Genomic DNA, 21,088 nt, shown 5'->3' on the forward strand with positions numbered 1-21,088 from the left:
TATGGAATGGCGTTTCTATTGATATTGATAGATTAGGCTTGTTGTTAATAGTTAATGGTGTTGTGCTGGTTTTGTGGCTGATTTGTTCTTTTTTGTGTTAACTATTAGTGAGTTTATAGTGAAAAATAACATCATAATGAATCTTTTTGCATATTGATTTTTGCTATTCTTCACTGCATTATCCGCCCGTCAAAAATTACGTCGGTAAGTGAAACGGAAGCATGAAGCGAGTTTTACATATCTCAGTTGCCAAAAATAATACTTACACTACTAAGAATTGACACTTAGTGACGCAACTAGATGGATGGCAAGGAAGCAAGATCGACGAAACTCACTATGAGGATGTTATGACAGACTTAATCAATTTAATGAATGACCTGCTTTGGGGGTCGATTCTTGTTTATCTTTTAGTCGGCGTGGGCGTTTACTTCACTATCCGTCTTGGATTCATTCAGTTCCGCCATTTTGGCCACATGTTCTCAGTATTGAAGAACAGTCGTAAAGCAGACAAAGCTGGTATCTCTTCTTTCCAAGCTCTTTGTACCAGTCTCGCTGCACGTGTTGGTACAGGTAACATGGCCGGTGTTGCTGTTGCACTAACCGCTGGTGGCCCAGGTGCTATCTTCTGGATGTGGCTAATTGCAATGCTTGGCATGGCAACGTCATTTGCCGAAAGCACGCTTGCACAGTTATACAAAACAAAAGATGACGACGGTAACTACCGTGGTGGTCCAGCTTACTACATGGAAAAAGGTTTGGGCATGCGCTGGATGGGCGTGTTGTTCTCTATTTTCCTTATCATCGCTTTTGGCCTGGTTTTCAACGCAGTACAAGCTAACTCGATTGCCAACGCAATGCACAACGCATTTGGTTGGGAAGATAAGTATGTTGGTATTGTGGTTGTGCTGCTTTCTGCCATTGTTATCTTTGGTGGTATCAAGCGTATTGCACGTGTCGCTGAATTGGTTGTACCGGTTATGGCAACGGCGTACCTCGCACTCGCGCTGTTTGTCATGTTTGCTAATATCGAAAAATTACCAGCAATCTTAACTTTGATCGTTAAGAGTGCATTTGGTCTGCAAGAAGCTGCTGCCGGTGGCGTGGGCTATGCGATTGCTCAAGCAATGATTAACGGCGTAAAACGTGGCTTGTTCTCGAACGAAGCGGGTATGGGTTCTGCGCCAAACGCGGCGGCATCTGCGACACCTTATCCGCCGCACCCTGCATCACAAGGTTATGTACAGATGCTGGGCGTGTTCATGGACACCATCGTGATCTGTTCTGCAACGGTTTCAATCATCCTGATGTCGGGTGAGTTTGTACCAGGTGGCCAAGTTACGGGTATCGAATTAACTCAAGCAGCCTTGAGCTCGCAAGTGGGTGATTGGGGTAGCATCTTTGTTGCTGTTGCGATCTTCTTCTTTGCCTTTACATCGATTATTGCCAACTACTCGTACGCAGAAACGAACTTGATCTTCCTAGAGCATAACCACAAGGCCGGTCTAGGTATCTTCCGTGTGATCGTACTTGGCATGGTAATGTTCGGTGCACTCGCGTCACTACCAGTGGTATGGGCTCTAGCTGATGTGTCTATGGGTCTTATGGCAATAGTTAACTTGGTGGCGATTATCTTGTTGTCAGGCATCGTGATTAAACTGGCTAAAGACTACAACCGTCAGTTAAAAGAAGGCAAATTGCCAACGTTTGATGCGAATGATTACCCAGAGCTGAAGTCTCAGCTTGAAGAAGGTATCTGGTACACAAACGATAAAAGTGACACAAAAGACTAATTTCATCGTTATAGATTTGAACGATTAAATCGATACATAAAGCCATGCAGACATTGCATGGCTTTTTTTGTACTCTAAGAAGCTGATGATAAATGGAAGAGTAAAGTCATGCTGATTGTTGTTTCCCCTGCCAAGACCTTAGATTATGAATCGCCACTGGCGACCGAAAAGTTCACCCAGCCGGAGTTGGTTGAGTACTCTAAGCAGTTGATAGATGTATGTCGTAAGTTGACGCCTGCAGATGTCGCGAGCTTGATGAAGGTGAGCGATAAAATTGCCGATTTGAATGTGGGTCGCTTCCAAGAGTGGAATGAGACGTTTACGCCCCATAACGCCCGTCAGGCTATTTTAGCGTTTAAAGGCGATGTCTATACGGGGTTAGATGCTCAAACGCTGTCAGAAGACGATTTCGACTACGCACAGCAACATTTGCGCATGCTGTCTGGCTTATATGGTTTACTCAAGCCGCTAGACCTCATGCAACCCTACCGCCTTGAGATGGGAACCAAGCTTGCCAATGATAATGGCAGTAACTTGTATCAGTTCTGGGGAAATGTGATCACTGACAAGCTCAACCAAGCGATCAGCGAGCAAGGTGACAATGTGCTGATCAATCTAGCGTCTAATGAATATTTTAAAGCGGTGAAACCAAAGGCGCTTGATGCACAGGTGATTACGCCAATCTTTAAAGATTGTAAAAATGGTCAGTTTAAAGTGATTAGCTTTTACGCGAAAAAAGCGCGTGGCATGATGGCGCGCTATATTATCGAGAATCGCATCTCAAGTGTTGCGGATCTGACTCAATTTGATGTGGCGGGTTATTACTTTGTCGAAGAAGAGTCAACGCCAACGGAGTTGATGTTTAAGCGCGCAGAGCAATAAAAGTAAATAAGGATAAGTTATGTGGACTTGGTTTAAGCGCTGGTTAAAAAAGTATGATCAATGGTGCTTGTCGATGGGGCTAACCCCAGAGAATAAGCGCAGTTGCGTCGCTTACCGTGCGGAGCCAAGCGCACAAGAACAATCCAAACACTCCTCTAAGGCGCAGCGGTAATGCGCCTTTTTGATACCCATTGCCATCTAGATTTTGCCCCTTTTGAATCAGATGTTGAGCAACATATTCAGCTCGCGCAACAAGCGGGTGTTGAGCGGTTACTCTTACCCGCAACGGGGAGAGAAAACTGGTCACGTCTAGAATCGCTTAGTCAGCAGTTTTCATCACTTTATTACGCAATGGGCTTTCACCCTTACTTTCTCGCTCAGCAGTCACTCGGTGACATCGCTATTTTGGACGCGAAAATTGCCACTCGTGATTCACGTTGTGTCGCAATTGGTGAGTGTGGTTTGGATGCGATGGTGGATGTGCCAATGGCCTTGCAAGAGGCCTTTTTCATTGCTCAGGTGGAATTGGCACAACAGGCTCAATTACCACTGATTCTCCATGGACGAAAAACCCACAATCGGCTGATCCAATTGCTCAAACAATCACGCTTTGCATATGGTGGTATCTTGCATGGTTTTTCGGGTAGCTACCAGCAAGCAAAACAGTTTGTTGATTTGGGCTTTTATCTTGGTGTCGGAGGCGTGATTACCTATCCACGCGCCAATAAAACGCGTCAAGCTGTGGCGCAATTACCGCTTTCGTCTTTGGTGTTAGAAACCGACGCACCTGATATGCCATTAATGGGTTATCAAGGCGAATCGAATCATCCCAAACGTTTGCCTCTGATTTTAGAGCAACTGGCTCAATTGCAGAAAAAAGATAGGCAAACGGTTGCTAATAACGTTTGGTATAATAGCAATTTGGCCCTGAAAATTTGTGAATAAATTCTAAATTGTTTGTACGACTTGTGAATTTTACAGCTTTGATTGTTGATCTTGATCACACTTATGATTGAACAATGGCTGAATCTTATAAGAAAGTGTGAGGGGCGCATTACTTTATCATAGGTGGGATGAGTATAATTGCCCCGCTTTTTGAGCTCCATTTTGTAACACGCCAACAAATAACTTATAAGGAAGTCATAAACTATGAGCCTGTTTATGAGCCTAGTCGGTATGGTAGTGCTTCTTGCTATTGCATTTGCATTCTCATCTAACCGCAAAGCTATCAATTTTAGAACTGTGGGTGGCGCTTTTGCTATCCAATTTATCCTTGGTGCATTTGTACTGTACGTACCATGGGGCCGTGACCTATTAAACGGTTTTTCACAAGGGGTTTCTAACGTTATCAACTATGGTAACGCAGGTACCGACTTCCTATTCGGCGGTCTTGTTTCTGGCAAGATGTTCGAACTATTCGGCGGCGGCGGTTTCATCTTCGCATTCCGCGTACTTCCAACGCTAATTTTCTTCTCTGCACTGATTTCGGTTCTTTACTACATCGGCGTTATGCAGTGGGTTATCCGCATTCTTGGTGGCGCACTACAAAAAGCGCTTGGCACTTCTCGTGCTGAATCAATGTCTGCAGCGGCTAACATTTTCGTAGGTCAAACTGAAGCACCACTAGTGGTTCGTCCGTTTGTTCCTAAGATGACGCAATCTGAACTATTCGCAGTAATGTGTGGTGGTCTAGCATCAGTTGCTGGTGGTGTACTAGCAGGTTACGCGCAAATGGGCGTGCCACTAGAGTACCTAGTAGCAGCATCGTTCATGGCGGCTCCGGGTGGTCTACTATTTGCTAAGATCCTTTACCCAGAAGTTGATAAGCCTCAAGAAGACATCCAAGAAGCGATGGACGGCGGCGACGACAAACCTGCCAACGTTATTGACGCAGCAGCAGGCGGCGCAGCAGCAGGTCTACAACTAGCACTTAACGTTGGTGCAATGCTAATCGCATTCGTAGGCCTAATCGCGCTAATCAACGGTATGCTTGGTGGTATCGGTGGTTGGTTCGGTATGCCTGAACTGACGCTAGAATTGATTCTAGGTTACGCGTTCTCGCCACTAGCATTCCTAATCGGTGTGCCAATGGACGAAGCAATCTTTGCGGGTTCATTCATCGGTCAAAAACTGGTTGTGAACGAATTCGTTGCTTACCTAAACTTCACTCCATACATCCCTCACCTTGTTGACGGTGTATTGGTTGCTGATGCGGTAGTTCCAGCGACTGGCGAAATCATGTCGCCGAAGACAATGGCTATCATCTCATTTGCACTTTGTGGTTTCGCGAACCTTTCATCTATCGCAATTCTACTAGGTGGCCTAGGTTCTCTAGCACCAAGCCGTCGTAGCGACATCGCACGCATGGGTGTTAAAGCGGTACTTGCGGGTACGCTATCTAACCTTATGGCAGCAACAATTGCAGGTTTCTGTCTAACACTATCAAGCATGTAATAAGCGCTCGATAATATAGACGTCACTTGAAACAATACCCTGGAGCAAGAGATTGCTGCAGGGTATTTTTTTGCTTGAATATTGACGGTCATGTTTAGCGGTGCTTTTCACCTCAGTCATGCACTAAAGTTCGAGCTAACTTTTTTGAGATACAAACCGTTTGCGTTCTTTTTGTTGCTACAGTTTTGCGGTGAATGTCGATAATGTAGAGCCATCAATGCAATGTGAGTTGAAATGAATTCGACTAAGCAATGAATTTTGACTGGTCAGCAAATCAATGCTCTCCAGCGGCATATAGCGCAAGCGTTTTTGCGCACGATATGATATTAAAGACACCGCAATCATAGATTGTTGTGCCATAGGCCAAACTGGTACTGTGCGGTGACAGGGATAGCAATTGGGGCAGATTCGCTATTTGCCACGAGTCTTCAAGGAACCAAGTCCGTTCATCAATAACTGCGTTCTCAACCTATACTATTTAAGGCAAGAAGCAGTCACATTTTTGAATACTTATCGGAGATAGAAATGAGCGATTTAAAAGCAGCAGCGTTACGTGCACTTCAACTAATGGATCTAACGACGCTAAATGATGACGACACAGATGCAAAAGTAATTTCACTTTGTCATGACGCGAAAACAGCGGTTGGCAATACGGCTGCGATCTGTATCTACCCTCGCTTTATTCCTATTGCTAAGAAGACACTTCGCGAACAAGGTACACCAAATGTACGTATCGCAACGGTAACCAACTTCCCACACGGTAACGATGATATCGATATCGCGGTTGCAGAAACCAAAGCGGCCGTGGCTTACGGTGCAGATGAAGTTGACGTTGTATTCCCTTACCGTGCACTTATTGCGGGTAATGCGGAAGTGGGCGCTGAGCTGGTTAAGCAATGTAAAGCGGCATGTGGCGATAGCGTGCTACTGAAAGTGATCATCGAAACAGGTGAGCTAAAAGAAGAAGCGCTAATCAAGCAAGCTTCTCAAATCTGTATTGAAGCGGGTGCTGACTTTATCAAAACCTCTACAGGTAAAGTGCCAGTAAACGCGACGCCAGAATTCGCACGTATGATGCTAGAAGTGATTCGTGATATGGGCGTTGCTGAGACTGTTGGTTTTAAACCAGCGGGTGGTGTACGTACAGCTGAAGATGCAGCGGCTTACCTTGCAATGGCTGACGACATTCTTGGTGACAACTGGGTTGATGCTCGCCACTACCGTTTTGGTGCATCAAGCCTACTAACAAGCCTACTAAATACATTAGAAGTGACAGACGAAACTGCTGACCCAGCAGCGTACTAATCTCTTCGTCATATTTGAAGCTGCAGCGTTGTTTGCTGCATAAATTCGCTCTAATCACATAGTTATCTATGCTCATAGAGCGAATTTACTAGCTGCCTAGCTGCCGCTCCAACTATTTAGAAGATGGTGTAAAAATTCTGTCTGTTTGATGAAGTGGTGCTAGCCATCACTTCAATCTCTACCTCTATTCCCTACAACCATAACTCGCACGAGTATGGGAGGAACTAATGTACTTACCTCAAGAGATCATTCGTAAAAAACGCGACGGCGAAGTGCTGACCAGCGACGAGATCAACTTCTTTATTCAAGGCGTAGCAAACAATACTGTTTCTGAAGGTCAGATTGCTGCGTTTGCGATGACGATTTTCTTCAATGAAATGACGATGCCAGAGCGTATTGCCCTAACGTGCGCAATGCGTGATTCAGGCATGGTCATCGATTGGAGCCACATGAACTTCGGTGGCCCGATTGTTGATAAACATTCAACCGGTGGCGTGGGTGACGTAACTTCTCTAATGCTTGGCCCTATGGTGGCAGCATGCGGTGGTTTCGTACCGATGATCTCTGGACGTGGTTTAGGCCACACAGGTGGTACGCTCGATAAACTTGAAGCGATCCCTGGCTACAACATTACTCCAAGCAATGAGGTCTTTGGTCAAGTGACTAAAGACGCCGGTGTGGCGATCATCGGTCAGACGGGCGATCTTGCTCCAGCGGATAAGCGTGTATACGCAACGCGTGATATTACCGCAACCGTGGATAATATCTCACTGATCACCGCGTCAATTCTGTCTAAGAAACTGGCTGCAGGTCTTGAGTCACTGGTGATGGATGTCAAAGTCGGTTCAGGCGCCTTTATGCCAACTTACCAAGCATCAGAAGAGCTGGCAAAATCAATCGTGGCCGTTGCCAATGGCGCAGGCACAAAAAACACCGCCATCCTGACTGATATGAACCAAGTACTGGCTTCATCTGCGGGCAACGCGGTTGAAGTGCGCGAAGCGGTGCGCTTCTTAACCGGTGAATACCGTAACCCTCGTTTGCTCGAAGTGACATTGGCATCTTGTGCGGAAATGTTGGTGTTGGCTAAGCTGGCGAAAGACAGCGAAGAAGCGAATGCCAAGCTGATGGAAGTACTGGATAACGGCAAAGCGGCAGAGTGTTTTGGCAAGATGGTAGCAGGCCTTGGTGGCCCGGCAGACTTTGTTGCTAACTACGACAACTATTTAGAAAAAGCGCAGATCATCAAGCCAGTGTTTGCTGAGCAAAATGGTGTGGTTTCTGCGATGGATACCCGTGCGATTGGTATGGCAGTGGTTTCTATGGGCGGTGGTCGCCGTGTGGCGACAGATGAAATCGACTACGCGGTTGGTTTTGACCAGTTCATCCGCTTAGGTGAAGTCGCTGATGCGAATACACCACTGGCAATGATTCACGCTCGCTCAGAAGAGCAGTGGCAAGAAGCGGCCAAAGCACTGCGCAATGCGATTCAAATTGGTGGTGAGTACACCCCAACGCCAAACGTATATTGTCAAATTCGCGCTGAAGACGTTTAAACTTAATTAAGGCCTACTTAATAATAACGAATTCCAAGTGGGCCTGAGGAACGAGTAATGAAAAGAGCATTTATTTTAGTCCTAGACTCATTTGGTATTGGTGAGACTGCAGATGCTGCGCAGTTTGGTGATGTTGGCGCAGATACCATGGGTCATATTGCTGAGCAATGTGCCAAAGGTTTAGCTGATAACGCCGATCGCAGTGGCGCATTGAAACTGCCAAACTTGTCTAAGCTTGGTTTGGCGATGGCGCACAAAGAATCGACCGGTCATTTTGCTGCTGGCCTTGAGGCTGACGTCGAAATTATTGGTGCTTACGGCCATGCGGCTGAGCTCTCTTCTGGTAAAGATACTCCATCTGGTCACTGGGAAATTGCCGGTGTACCAGTGCTATTTGATTGGGGCTACTTTACCGATAAGAGCAATAGCTTCCCGAAAGAGCTAACGGATCGAATTCTTGCGCGTGCTGGCCTAGAAGATTACCTCGGTAACTGCCATGCATCAGGCACACAAGTGCTGGATGATCTTGGCGAAGAGCACATGAAAACTGGCTTGCCAATTTTCTACACCTCGGCGGATTCGGTATTCCAGATTGCCTGTCATGAAGAGACTTTCGGTTTGGATCGTCTGCTTGAGCTGTGCCAGATTGCTCGTGAAGAATTAGCGGATTACAACATTGGCCGTGTTATCGCTCGTCCATTCATTGGCCCAGGTAAAGGTCAGTTTGAACGCACTGGTAACCGCCGTGATTTGTCGGTTGAGCCACCGGCAACAACCGTATTGCAAAAACTGGTTGAAGAGAAGCAAGGCCACGTGGTGTCTATTGGTAAGATTGCAGATATCTACGCCAACTGTGGTATCAGCAAAAAAGTCAAAGCGACCGGTATCCCTGCGCTATTTGAAGCGACGCTAGAGCAGATTAAGCAAGCAGGTGACAACACGATTGTCTTCACTAACTTTGTTGATTTTGACTCTGCTTACGGTCACCGCCGTGACGTCGCGGGTTACGCCGCTGCGCTAGAATATTTCGATGGTCGCATCAACGAAGTTCTAGAATTGATGCAAGAAGATGACATCCTGATCCTGACTGCTGATCACGGTTGCGATCCAACGTGGCAAGGTACTGATCATACTCGTGAGCACATTCCAGTGATTGTCTATGGTCACAAGGTTCCTGCCGGCTCATTAGGCTTGCGTGACACCTTTGCTGACATAGGTCAGTCGCTTGCTGGCTATTTTGCTACATCTCCGATGGATTATGGCAAAAGCTTCTTGTAAATTACTTAATGGCGTTGCGGATAGTCGTAACGCCTTACTTATATTTTGAAAAGGAATACACAAATGGCAACTCCACATATTAATGCTGAAATGGGTGCATTTGCAGACGTCGTTCTAATGCCGGGCGACCCGCTACGCGCTAAGTACATTGCAGAAACGTTCCTAGAAGACGTAGTTCAAGTATGTGATGTTCGTAATATGTTCGGTTACACCGGTACTTACAAAGGTCGTAAGATCTCTGTTATGGGCCACGGCATGGGTATTCCTTCATGCTCAATCTATGTGACAGAGCTAATTAAAGACTTTGGTGTGAAGAAAGTAATCCGTGTTGGTAGCTGTGGCGCGGTAAGCGAAGACATTAAAGTACGCGATGTTGTTATCGGCATGGGTGCGTGTACTGACTCAAAAGTAAACCGTATTCGTTTTAAAGATCACGACTTTGCAGCAATTGCAGATTACAAAATGGTTCGTGCTGCTGAAGAAGCGGCAAAAGCTCGTGGTATCGACGTAAAAGTGGGTAACCTATTCTCAGCGGAACTGTTCTACACGCCAGATCCAGACATGTTCGACGTAATGGACAAATACGGCATCGTAGGCGTTGAAATGGAAGCGGCAGGTATCTACGGCGTTGCAGCAGAATACGGCGCGAAAGCACTGACTATCTGTACTGTTTCAGATCACATCAAAACGGGTGAGCAAACTTCTTCTGAAGAGCGCCAAAACACCTTCAACGAGATGATGCTGATTGCCCTAGATTCAGTTCTACTTGGCGACGCAGACTAATAAAGTCGATTAGAGCGCTTCGCTTCGAGAGTTGGAGATGTTGCGCTTTAGACATTAAGACAACCTTTATTGGTTGTCTCGAAGCAAAATAAAAGGGTTGAAGTATGACTACTTCAACCCTTTAAAATATCTCGCTTCTCGCTTCTCGCTTCTCGCTTCTCGCTTCTCGCTTCTCGCTTCTCGCTTCTCGCTTCTCGCTCTACATCTCTCTCAACAGCAAGTTTTCACCCTTATCTTTGGGCTTGCGGCGAATAATAAATGCCAGTAAAAAGCCAGCGACAAAACTCACACCAACCATGGAATACATGTAACGGTCACTCTTGCGGTAATAGTGATCGGAAAATGCCGTCAATTTACCGGTTTCAAACGTCATACGAATAAAACCGACGATCGCGTTGTCATGCATGATCGGCTCAACTAATTGTTGGCGGCCAATTCGAGCGGTTTCTAGAGGTGTATCCAAACCTAGGATTTCACGCACTGATTTTGCTTTGTCGCTCGAGGCAAGACGTATGCCTTCCGCATTATAAATAGTGGCATCAAAAACCAGCTTATCTTGTGACAACTGATTGGTGAGCTTTAACAAGCGTTCTTGGTCACCTTCAGAGATCATGGTGCCGGCAGAAAGTGACGCCTGAGAAATGAGTACTTTTGTAAATGTTTCGAGCTGGTTTGCTTGTATCTGCTCGTTACCTTTGGTGATCTTGACGCTATTAACCGCAATCATTACACCGCCAGCAATCAAGAATAGAATGACCAGCACCCGTATCGCCATACGAAATGAAAACAGAGAAGAATCCATGAGCTACCTTCCATTACCTTTGAGTCATGCTTAAGTGAACCGTGACTCACGGGCTAAAACATAAATTATCGTATACACTGCGCATATTGATACTTGCGTTACCAAATTGCAATAGGGTAACGTGGAAGCAATTTTAACAGGAATTTTTGACATGGATATGTTTAATACCTTATCAATACGTCGTCATACGACGCTACTCAATCGGCTGCCTGAAACGCAGCACTCGACTAATTTTGATCGTAAAAAAGCAGGTTGGATTGTCTTTGGTCGCTATCTCAATGGACAACAATTCGACGATATCGATTTTTTTACCGGTGACTATAACCCCATCGTTGATGTCTGGAAGGTTGGCCAATATGAAGTGGCTTTGATGGCCGGTGACTTAACCCCTGAGCTGGAAGAAATCTTACAAGGTCTAGAGTTAGACTATGCACAATTACGCGACATTCCTGATTTAACTAAGCCAGGTTTGATTGTGATGGATATGGACTCAACTGCGATCCAAATTGAATGCATTGATGAGATTGCCAAATTGGCTGGCGTTGGCGAAGAAGTTTCCGACATTACGGAACGTGCAATGCAAGGTGAACTGGATTTCGAGCAAAGCTTACGTCAACGTGTGGGTAAACTGGCTGGGGCTGATGAAAGTATTCTTAGCCAAGTACGTCAATCATTACCGTTAATGCCTGATTTGGGCGAGTTGGTAACAACGCTACAAACCTTTGGTTGGAAGACGGCGATCGCGTCTGGCGGCTTTACCTATTTCTCTGATCATTTGCAGCAGATGCTTAAGCTTGATCATGCCCAGTCGAATGTATTAGAAATTATCGATGGCAAACTTACCGGCAAGGTCCTTGGCGAAGTCGTCTCTGCGCAAAGTAAAGCGGAGATTTTATTGCAGTTGGCCGAGCAATATCAGATTGAAGTGCACAACACGATTGCAGTGGGTGATGGTGCCAACGATTTAGTGATGATGGATGTCGCAGGACTTGGCGTTGCTTATCACGCTAAACCTAAGGTCGAGCAGCAAGCACAAAGTGCGGTGCGTTATGCTGGGTTGGGTGGGGTATTATGTATCTTGTCTGCTCAACTTATTCAGCAGCAGAAAATCAGCTTTAAGCCTCTGCCGTAAGTGAGTTTGAATAGAATGCAAAAGCGAGCCGAGGCTCGCTTTTTTGTTTCTACATGCGCAATGTTGAGAGGCACTATTGTGTTAGCTCAAGGCGAATCAACACTTCTTCCGTAATATCGATGTATTCGCTGTAACCCACAATGGCGCAGATCTCTTTTTCTAACGTTCTTGCCTGATGCATGCTGATATTGCTGAGCTCCTCAAGATCTCGACGCAATAAGGCGGTAATCGGATCAAAAACGGGCGTAGCACAGATCCGCAGAGCATAAAAGTCGCCCATCAGTTGGGTCTTTTTAATGAACTCGATGCGTTCTTGGGTTGATTCAAAGTCGCTAGAGAGCATGGTTTCGAGCGATTGAATACGTGAACCGTATTTGATCGCAGAGATATACAGTTCTTGATATTGCGGTGTCGCCCCTTCAATGCGCTTCATCGGTGCGGCTAATAACGAGGTGGTACGTCCTTTATAGACCGACTCTAATGAGTATTTATCATTGTGGCCTAGTTTGGCAAACAGCGTTAAGTGAGGCAGCAATGGGTAGTTTACGCCAATCACTTTCGGTTTTAGGCTATTGCCTTTTTTCTCAACAAACAAAGGTGTGCTGATCATTTTGTCGAGCAAAATATTATGCAGGCTTTCCAGTAACTCTTGGCTTGGTAAGTTTTCTTGTTTGGCTATCAACTTCTCATGGTTGTGTTCAATTAAACGGCCAAAAAACGCCATAGTCCGGCGGTTTTTGCTGTTGTTATCCATCACTAACTGAACTCGCTTACCCCCTGGGCTTATGCGGATGACGGTATAAGGTACTTTACTCAGTTGCAAAGAACGGTCGTAGAGTTGCAGTTCACTGAAATTGACATCGCACTGATCGCCAGCCTTGAGATCAATTGGGGTGTTCAAAGCCACATAAAGGCCACGACGAGAAATGTCTAATGTTACCCCTGACGCTTGTTGGCCTCTGGCGGATAAAAAGAGTGGAGAGCGGAATTGATAACGCGGTTCTCTACGGCGACTTTGTGCGTCGAAATAGAGGCTGATTGGAGTATCTGTCCAATTGCGCTTGTGGCAAAAACGGTTCAATTCGCTGTTGGCCAAACGTGGCTTTTCAGTCAGCAAATAATCTTTACCGGAGTGATGATCGGCGATTTCTTGCAAGATGCCAAAGTGCGTCAATTCTCGGGTAAGATCTAAAGACTCCGGCGGTAAATTAACTAAATGCTCACGTTCATATTCCGATAGTTCAAATACCGAGAGGCGAAATACTTTCCAGCTCTCTTTTTTCGCGCCGACATGCCAAAACAGTTGGCGCTGCTCTCGCGTTGCTTCAGGCATCATCATTGAGAAGAAACGTTCTTTATCGCCTTGTTGATGCTTGAAGGAGTAAAGCACATTATTGCTGCCACGCACGCCAGGCTTTGTCAGCTGTTCCATTCGCTCCGGACTAAACAAGTTCGAGAGGGTTAATTGATTACGCTCATCGTTCCAATATTGCCAAATCGCTTGGTTGTTTTCGGTCATCAAGACCATCTTCAATTCATTACCGCTAAAGAAGACGGGCAGGTTGCAAGTGTGCTTGAGATAGTTGTGTTCATAGCCGCGTGAGCGAGCGCGAATTACTTTATCTTGATTGTCGTGGCGTGCTTTTTGCGAATGGGTGTGAAGAAATTGAGTAATGATTTCATCCACCACTGGCGTTTCATCAAGTTTGATGACACGTAAAAAGCGTACGGCATCATTTTCATGAGATTCATCAATGCCGACAATGCGGTATTGAATTGCTTGTTCGATATTAACGATTTTACTGTTGCGAGCGACCTCGGTATAGACCACCGAGATTACTTCACCAAGTTTATAATCAAATGCCGAAGGGGCTTTAAGTCTGCCTCCAGAAGGCGAAATGTCTACTGTGACACCATGAACGAGTTGATCATTGGCAAGGTGGATTTCAATCTGGGTTGAAATCTTGAGCCGATTTTCTTTGCGCTTAAGATCATACCCCATCACGATGGGTTCCGCGTGGAAGCTAATAGCGGTATTGGTCAGATCAGAACCTTGTGGCTTGCCTTTTTGATTCATCACTTTAAAACTGTTACGTGTGTTACTGAGTGAGTCAAAAACTCCTTCAGTATAACCACTGAATTTACGTACGTTTTTGTGATAGATATTAAAAGCCACATCATCGAGCCAGTGAGTGATGCCATCTAACTCGTATTCTCGACATTCTCCTTTCACTCTGCCGCGTAAATCGATAGAGCGATAGCAGGGGGTTGTCAGGCGTTTGAGTTCCATCTTGACCAGAATTTTTAACGACGGCGGTTCGCCATCTGTCAGTTGTGACAGAAGGTATTCAAAGTCCTCCGTTTTATATACGGGGATCAGTCGTTCTGAGATAGAGAGTATTGCCTGCTTCTGCATGTTTTTTAAAGCCCGTCCTTGTCTAAACTGATATCGGCCTTGATTATTAGATCTTTAGTGATATGTTACGGCGAATCAAGTCTATAAGATGGCAAATTAGGCTGCCAACATCACAAAAACACATTGAGGTCACATGGCAAAAGCAAAACGAGCATACGTTTGTAATGATTGCGGGGCAGATTTTCCTCGTTGGCAAGGTCAATGCAGTGCCTGTGGCGCTTGGAATACCATTAGTGAAGTGCGCCTTGCCGCTTCGCCTTCTGTGGCGCGCAATGAACGCCTGACCGGTTATGCCGGTTCTGGCTCCGAAAGCCAAGTGCAAACGTTGGCTGAAATCAATTTGCAAGAGGTCCCTCGTTTTAGCAGTGGCTTTAAAGAGCTCGACCGAGTGCTGGGTGGCGGTATTGTTCCCGGGGCAGCAATTTTGATTGGCGGTAGTCCAGGTGCAGGTAAGTCGACGCTATTGTTGCAGACCATGTGTCTTTTGTCCGCTCAAATGCCAACCTTGTATGTCACTGGCGAAGAATCACTTCAGCAAGTAGCGATGCGCGCTTCGCGTTTAGGCTTACCGAAAGATCATCTGAAAATGCTCTCAGAGACTAATGTTGATCGTATTTGCCAAGTCGCTGAGAAAGAGCAACCAAGAATCATGGTGATTGACTCAATCCAAGTGATGCACGTTGCCGATGTGCAATCATCACCGGGTACCGTGGCTCAGGTGCGTGAATCGGCTACAGCGCTGACTCGCTATGCCAAGCAAAACAATGTTGCGGTGTTTATGGTCGGTCACGTCACCAAAGATGGCACCCTTGCTGGTCCTAAAGTGCTTGAGCACATTATTGACTGCTCGGTATTACTGGATGGGGGGACCGATACTCGTTTTCGTACTTTGCGCAGCCACAAAAACCGTTTTGGCGCGGTGAATGAATTAGGTGTATTTGCTATGACAGGGCAGGGCTTGCGTGAAGTGAGTAACCCGTCAGCAATTTTCCTTTCTCGTGGTGAAGAAGAAACCTCTGGCAGCTCGGTTATGGTGGTTTGGGAAGGGACACGCCCGTTGTTGGTTGAGATTCAAGCGCTGGTGGATTATTCACAACTGGGTAATCCACGTCGCGTTGCGGTGGGTTTAGAGCAAAACCGTTTATCAATGTTGCTTGCGGTACTGCACAAACATGGTGGCTTGCAGATGGCGGATCAAGATGTCTTCGTCAATGTTGTCGGTGGTGTGAAGGTCACCGAAACCAGTGCCGATCTTGCTTTGGTGATCGCCTTGTTGTCGAGCTTTAAAGATCGCCCGTTGCCAAAAGATGTGGTGGTGTTTGGCGAAGTGGGATTGGCGGGTGAAATTCGCCCAGTACCTAGTGGTCAAGAGCGTCTAAACGAAGCATTTAAACACGGTTTTAAACGCGCGATTGTACCGGCAGCCAATATGCCTAAAGGTGGTATTGAGGGGATGCAAATCCACGGTGTGAAAAAGCTTTCTGAAGCATTGGCTGCTTTTGACGAGATTTAAGTGAATTTTGCCTAAATTATCGGCATTTATTAGACGTTAAATACTGGGATTTTTCACGACTAAATACTACAATTGGCTATTATTTTGGGGTGAACTCGCCCAATAAATATTTTTTCACATAGCAGCATGCAAAGGTATCAGTCTTGACAGAATGTGATATACTCTGCGCGCATTTTATATCCTATTAACAGAGTAAGACAATGGCAGATTTATCGAAATACAGAAACATTGGTATTTTCGCGCACGTTGATGCGGGTAAGACTACTACCACTGAACGTATCCTTAAGCTAACAGGTAAAATCCACAAAACTGGTGAGGTTCACGATGGTGAATCTACGACTGACTTTATGGAACAGGAAGCTGAGCGCGGTATTACTATCCAGTCAGCAGCAGTAAGCTGTTTCTGGAAAGACCACCGTTTTAACGTTATCGATACTCCTGGACACGTTGACTTCACAGTTGAAGTTTACCGTTCTCTTAAAGTACTTGATGGCGGTATCGGCGTATTCTGTGGTTCTGGCGGTGTTGAACCTCAGTCAGAAACTAACTGGCGTTATGCGAACGACTCAGAAGTTGCACGTATCATCTTCGTTAACAAACTAGACCGTATGGGTGCAGACTTCCTTAATGTTGTAGAACAAATTAAGAAAGTACTGGGCGCTACTCCTCTAGTTATGACTCTACCAATCGGCCGTGAAGATGACTTCGTGGGCGTAGTAGACGTTCTTGAGCGTAAAGCTTACATCTGGGATGATTCTGGTCTTCCAGAAAACTACACTGTATCTGACGTTCCTGCAGATATGGTTGACGACGTTGAAATGTACCGTGAAGAGATGATCGAAACTGCTGTTGAGCAAGACGATGATCTAATGGAAGCGTACATGGAAGGTACAGAGCCTTCTATCGAAGAAATCAAGCGTTGTATCCGTGCTGGTACTCGTACTTGTACTTTCTTCCCAACGTTCTGTGGTTCAGCGTTCAAGAACAAAGGCATGCAGCTAATTCTTGACGCAGTTATCGCTTACCTACCTTCACCAACAGAAGTAGATCCTCAGCCTCTAACTGACCCAGATACTGGTGAAGCAACTGGCGAAGTAGCGACTGTTTCTGCTGATGAACCACTAAAAGCGCTAGCGTTCAAAATCATGGACGACCGTTTCGGTGCTCTAACGTTTATCCGTATCTACTCAGGTGTGATGAACAAAGGCGACACTATTCTTAACTCAGCAACAGGTAAAACTGAGCGTATCGGCCGTATGGTTGAGATGCAAGCTGATGAGCGTACTGAACTAACAACTGCACAAGCTGGTGATATCATCGCTGTAGTTGGTATGAAGAACGTTAAGACTGGTCATACTCTATGTGATCCTAAGCACGAGTGTACTCTTGAGCCAATGATCTTCCCAGAACCAGTAATCTCAATTGCTGTAACGCCAAAAGATAAAGGCGGTTCTGAGAAAATGGGTATCGCGATCGGTAAAATGGTTGCAGAAGATCCAACGTTCCAAGTTGAGACTGACGAAGATTCAGGCGAAACTATCCTTAAAGGTATGGGTGAGCTTCACCTAGACATCAAAGTAGACATCCTTAAGCGTACTTACGGTGTTGACTTGGCTGTTGGTAAACCTCAGGTTGCTTACCGTGAAACTATCACTAAAGAAGTTGAAGATAGCTACACGCATAAGAAACAGTCTGGTGGTTCTGGTCAGTTCGGTAAGATCGATTACCGTGTTAAACCAGGTGAGCCAAACTCAGGCTTCACGTTTAAGTCTTCAGTTGTTGGCGGTAACGTACCTAAAGAATTCTGGCCTGCAGTAGAAAAAGGCTTCGCTAGCATGATGGAAAACGGCGTACTAGCTGGCTTCCCTACTCTAGACGTTGAAGTAGAACTACTTGACGGTGGCTTCCACGCAGTCGATTCATCTGCAATCGCATTTGAAATCGCAGCGAAAGGTGCATTCCGTCAATCTATGCCTAAAGCTGGTGCACAACTTCTAGAGCCAATCATGGCTGTAGACGTATTCAGCCCAGAAGATCACGTTGGTGATGTAATCGGTGACCTTAACCGTCGTCGTGGCATGATCAAAGATCAAATGGCTGGTCTAACTGGCGTTCGTATCAAAGCTGACGTACCACTTTCAGAAATGTTTGGTTACATCGGTACTCTACGTACTATGACTTCTGGTCGCGGCCAATTCTCTATGGAATTCGCACGTTACGCAGCATGTCCAAACAACGTAGCTGAGCAAGTAATTGCTGAAGTTAAAGAGCGTAACGAGAAGAAGTAATTCTTTAAGTTAACTCTATAATGTCAAAGCCCCTTGAGCGTAAGCTCAAGGGGCTTTTTCTTTATATGGATGGTAAGAATCGGAGCGTGCTGCCACTACAGCCGATTAGTGGCTAATTTCGGCATGTAACCAATCGGTAAAGGCTTTAATGCGTACGCGACGAGGGGAATCAAGCGCGGTAAATAAGTTAAATTGAATCCCTGGAGTTAACCCCTGCTCAAAGGGTTTCACCAATAAGCCTCGTTCAACAAAATCACTGGCTAAGCAATCACTGGCGAGGCAGGCGCCATGACCCGCTACGACCGCACTCATGGCCATATCGAACGTGTCCACTTCCATCCAATGCACTGCATTGTCATTCATCTCTAAGCCATTGCATTCGAACCATTGATGCCATTGGAAGGCGGGGGAGTCGAAGTGAATTAGCCAGCAATCAAGCAGTTGTTTCGGATCGTTAAAGGTGGTCGATTCTGCCAAAGAAGGAGAACAAAAAGGATAAATCGGTTCTTCAAATAACAGTTCTTTTTCCAATGACTCTTCACCAATAAGGCTTTCGCCTTGCCAAATTGCGACGTCGACTTCGCCATGTTGTACATCCATCGCTTCACAGGTGGTAATGATACGGATAGAAATATCAGGATGCTCTAAGGTGAACTTCCATAAACGGGGGAGCAACCAACGTGATGCAAATGAAGGTGGAGCACTGACTTTCAATAAACCATCTAGTGGCTCATTTTGGATCTTGTTAAGGCCACTGACAACGTGCTCAAATCCAGCTGATACATGCTCGAGTAACGTCTGGCCTTTGGCAGTTAGCGCCATGTTACGACCTTTGCGTTGAAATAACTTACAGTCGAGATCATCTTCTAGGCGTCGTATGGTCTGGCTGACGGCCGCTTGGCTGACAAATAATTCGTCTGCTGCTTTGCTGTAGCTTTGCAATCTTGCTGCGGCTTCGAAGTAACGTAAGCCCGAAAGGTGTCTAAGTCGCTTATCCATAAGCCTCTACTATGTTAGTGATCAGAATTGTTTAGGGATTAAACAAGATATCTTCATCATACAAAGCTAAGACAGAGAGGCAAGGGAAGAGTGCTGATGCAGTTGATTTTATCGTGCAATTTAGGATTGAGTTTACGTTTTACCGATAGAAAAAGGAGCGACAAGCGCTCCTTATAACCTCTATTTTTCCCATACGACAAGTTGGTCTTTTGGCCAATTGGCGCCGATGTCGTGGTATTTCTTTTCTAGTATGTGGCGTTTAATTTTAAGGGTTGGAGTCAGTACACCATTTTCGATGCTCCAGGGCTCTTTGATCATCAGAACCCCTTTTATTTTTTCATGTGATGCTAAGGTGGTGTTCATGCGCTCAATGACCTTTTGCGTGCTTCGTTCATATCGCTCTGGGTCAAAATTAGGGAAATCGTGGGGCACAACAAGTAATATTGGACCGGGTAAACCAAGGCCAATTAAACACATCATCTCAACTCTGGTGTACTCAAACAGTTTCTTCTCAATAGGAACTGGCGCGACAAATTTGCCTTTAGCTGTCTTAAAGGTATCTTTTTTACGGCCTTGGATGGTGAGATAGCCTTCATCATCAAGAAAACCAATATCGCCAGTGTGCAGCCAACCTTGCTCATCAAACGATTCTTGGGTTGCGATGTCATTTTTATAATAACCAGAAAACAGTCCTTCACCGCGTACCATAATTTCATCATCGGCGGCAATTTTAAGCTCGATACCGGGGCCTGCGTTACCAACACTGCCTATTTTGTCGGAGCGGAAAGGGAAGTTCAAAGTGCTATAAGCGAAGGACTCCGTCATCCCCCAAGCTTCGGTGATATTAAGACCAACGCTATGGTACCAACTCAATAAGGCTGGCGAGACGGGTGCAGAGCCACAGCCGAGCACACGGGCTTGATCTAAGCCTAAGCCGTCGGCCAGTTTCTTTTTGATTAGCGTATTTACAAATGGGATTTTAAGCAGAATATTGAGTTTCTTTTGTGGCAGTTTGTCTTGGATTCTTTGTTGAAATAGAGTCCATAAACGTGGCACTGAGATGAACAAGGTTGGACGCTGCATCTTTACATCGTCAATGAAGGTATCGAGCGATTCCGGAAAAGCAGTTTCCACTCCCCCCATAATGGAAGAACCAAAAATATACACGCGCTCGGTGATATGTGCCAAAGGTAAATAAGAGAACAGTCGGTCGCCTTTTTCAATCTGGATATGGTTAATCAACTGTTGTACTGACCAAGCAAAAGCGCCGTAGGTCAACATGGCCCCTTTAGGTAAGCCAGAGGTTCCGGAGGTATACACAATCGACATCAGTTTATCGTCATGATGCTGAGGCCGCTCGGTACTTGGTTGGGACTGCTCTATTAATGAGGTGAATTGATATTGGCAATTAGGTGCCGTGTCGTAAGCCAAGCTGATGGTGATCAATTCTGGCATGCTATCGATGACTTGCTGGGTCGATGCTGGATCATCTAACTTACCGCCAATCAACACCTTACTTTCACTATGAGTTAGGCAGTATTCTATCGTATCGGCTCCGGCCGTTGGAAAAATCGGCACACTGATGAAGTCACCCAACATCATCGCTAAATCACAAATAAACCATTCTGCGCAATTTTTGGATACCAAAGCGACCCGATCACCGGGTACAAGACCCAACTCTTTGAGCGCGGTGGCTAACCTCAGTGCTTTATCGGCGACTTGAGCATAACTGTACTCAACAAATTGGCGGTTAATGATCTGCTTGAGATAGATTTCATCTGGGCGTTCTTGGGCCCATTTAAGAATCATGTCACTGGCAGGGGGAAGCGTGCAATTTGTATTGCTCAATTGGTCTGGCTGAATCATTGTCTAACTCCATGTTATTGGCAA

At 45.7% G+C, this 21,088-nt stretch carries 16 protein-coding genes; 12 read left to right on the forward strand and 4 right to left on the reverse strand.

The genetic code is table 11. The features are described 5' to 3' along the window. The first annotated feature begins 347 nt into the window (after positions 1–347). From RH85_RS01270 to deoD, 9 genes are all read left to right on the forward strand, one after another. On the forward strand, positions 348–1,790 hold the full coding sequence (locus RH85_RS01270) for an alanine/glycine:cation symporter family protein (RefSeq protein ID WP_006710367.1): 1,443 nt from the start codon (positions 348–350) through the stop codon (positions 1,788–1,790). Between the two features lie 108 nt (positions 1,791–1,898). Beyond that, on the forward strand, positions 1,899–2,672 hold the full coding sequence (gene yaaA / locus RH85_RS01275; protein ID WP_006710368.1) for a peroxide stress protein YaaA: 774 nt from the start codon (positions 1,899–1,901) through the stop codon (positions 2,670–2,672). 19 nt (positions 2,673–2,691) lie between these two features. Continuing rightward, positions 2,692–2,844, forward strand: coding sequence for a DUF5363 family protein (locus tag RH85_RS22890; protein WP_006710369.1), 153 nt, complete (start codon positions 2,692–2,694; stop codon positions 2,842–2,844). Further along, a complete protein-coding gene (locus RH85_RS01280) occupies positions 2,844–3,617 on the forward strand; it encodes a TatD family hydrolase (RefSeq protein WP_006710370.1) in 774 nt (257 codons plus the stop codon). The genes RH85_RS22890 and RH85_RS01280 overlap by 1 nt, the downstream gene beginning before the upstream one ends. Before the next feature lie 204 nt (positions 3,618–3,821). After that, positions 3,822–5,126 carry a NupC/NupG family nucleoside CNT transporter gene (locus tag RH85_RS01285; RefSeq protein ID WP_005594108.1) on the forward strand — a complete coding sequence of 435 codons (1,305 nt, stop codon included), beginning with the start codon at positions 3,822–3,824 and terminating at the stop codon, positions 5,124–5,126. A 525-nt stretch (positions 5,127–5,651) separates the two neighbouring features. Beyond that, complete coding sequence (gene deoC, locus RH85_RS01290) at positions 5,652–6,431, forward strand: deoxyribose-phosphate aldolase (RefSeq protein WP_006710372.1); 780 nt, start codon at positions 5,652–5,654, stop codon at positions 6,429–6,431. Positions 6,432–6,658: 227 nt separating this feature from the next. Then, a complete protein-coding gene (gene deoA / locus RH85_RS01295; protein ID WP_006710373.1) occupies positions 6,659–7,987 on the forward strand; it encodes a thymidine phosphorylase in 1,329 nt (442 codons plus the stop codon). Between the two features lie 57 nt (positions 7,988–8,044). Next, on the forward strand, positions 8,045–9,265 hold the full coding sequence (locus RH85_RS01300) for a phosphopentomutase (RefSeq protein WP_006710374.1): 1,221 nt from the start codon (positions 8,045–8,047) through the stop codon (positions 9,263–9,265). A 63-nt stretch (positions 9,266–9,328) separates the two neighbouring features. Further along, positions 9,329–10,048: a purine-nucleoside phosphorylase gene (deoD, locus tag RH85_RS01305; protein WP_006710375.1), complete on the forward strand. Its 720-nt coding sequence runs from the start codon at positions 9,329–9,331 to the stop codon at positions 10,046–10,048. 199 nt (positions 10,049–10,247) lie between these two features. On the opposite strand, the gene RH85_RS01310 is transcribed toward deoD, so the two are convergent. Then, complete coding sequence (locus RH85_RS01310) at positions 10,248–10,850, reverse strand: YtjB family periplasmic protein (RefSeq protein WP_006710376.1); 603 nt, start codon at positions 10,848–10,850, stop codon at positions 10,248–10,250. A gap of 151 nt (positions 10,851–11,001) precedes the next feature. Between RH85_RS01310 and serB the strand changes: the two genes are divergently transcribed. After that, entirely contained in the window at positions 11,002–11,982 is a 981-nt protein-coding gene (gene serB / locus RH85_RS01315; protein WP_006710377.1) for a phosphoserine phosphatase, read from the forward strand. Between the two features lie 73 nt (positions 11,983–12,055). On the opposite strand, the gene RH85_RS01320 is transcribed toward serB, so the two are convergent. Beyond that, complete coding sequence (locus RH85_RS01320; protein WP_006710378.1) at positions 12,056–14,398, reverse strand: PilZ domain-containing protein; 2,343 nt, start codon at positions 14,396–14,398, stop codon at positions 12,056–12,058. A gap of 133 nt (positions 14,399–14,531) precedes the next feature. On the opposite strand from RH85_RS01320, the gene radA reads away from it, so the two are divergent. Continuing rightward, a complete protein-coding gene (gene radA, locus RH85_RS01325) occupies positions 14,532–15,911 on the forward strand; it encodes a DNA repair protein RadA (RefSeq protein WP_006710379.1) in 1,380 nt (459 codons plus the stop codon). 200 nt (positions 15,912–16,111) lie between these two features. Beyond that, a complete protein-coding gene (fusA, locus tag RH85_RS01330) occupies positions 16,112–18,199 on the forward strand; it encodes an elongation factor G (RefSeq protein WP_006710380.1) in 2,088 nt (695 codons plus the stop codon). A 105-nt stretch (positions 18,200–18,304) separates the two neighbouring features. Here the strand turns inward: fusA and RH85_RS01335 are convergent, their stop codons facing one another. Beyond that, positions 18,305–19,198 carry a LysR substrate-binding domain-containing protein gene (locus RH85_RS01335; protein WP_006710381.1) on the reverse strand — a complete coding sequence of 298 codons (894 nt, stop codon included), beginning with the start codon at positions 19,196–19,198 and terminating at the stop codon, positions 18,305–18,307. A 180-nt stretch (positions 19,199–19,378) separates the two neighbouring features. Beyond that, positions 19,379–21,064 (reverse strand): AMP-binding protein, encoded by a 1,686-nt coding sequence (locus RH85_RS01340; protein ID WP_006710382.1) that lies wholly within the window; start codon positions 21,062–21,064, stop codon positions 19,379–19,381. Between the last annotated feature and the right edge of the window lie 24 nt (positions 21,065–21,088).

The sequence above is a fragment of the Vibrio ichthyoenteri ATCC 700023 genome (genome assembly GCF_000222605.1).
In the GTDB taxonomy this organism is placed as follows: Bacteria; Pseudomonadota; Gammaproteobacteria; order Enterobacterales; family Vibrionaceae; genus Vibrio; species Vibrio ichthyoenteri.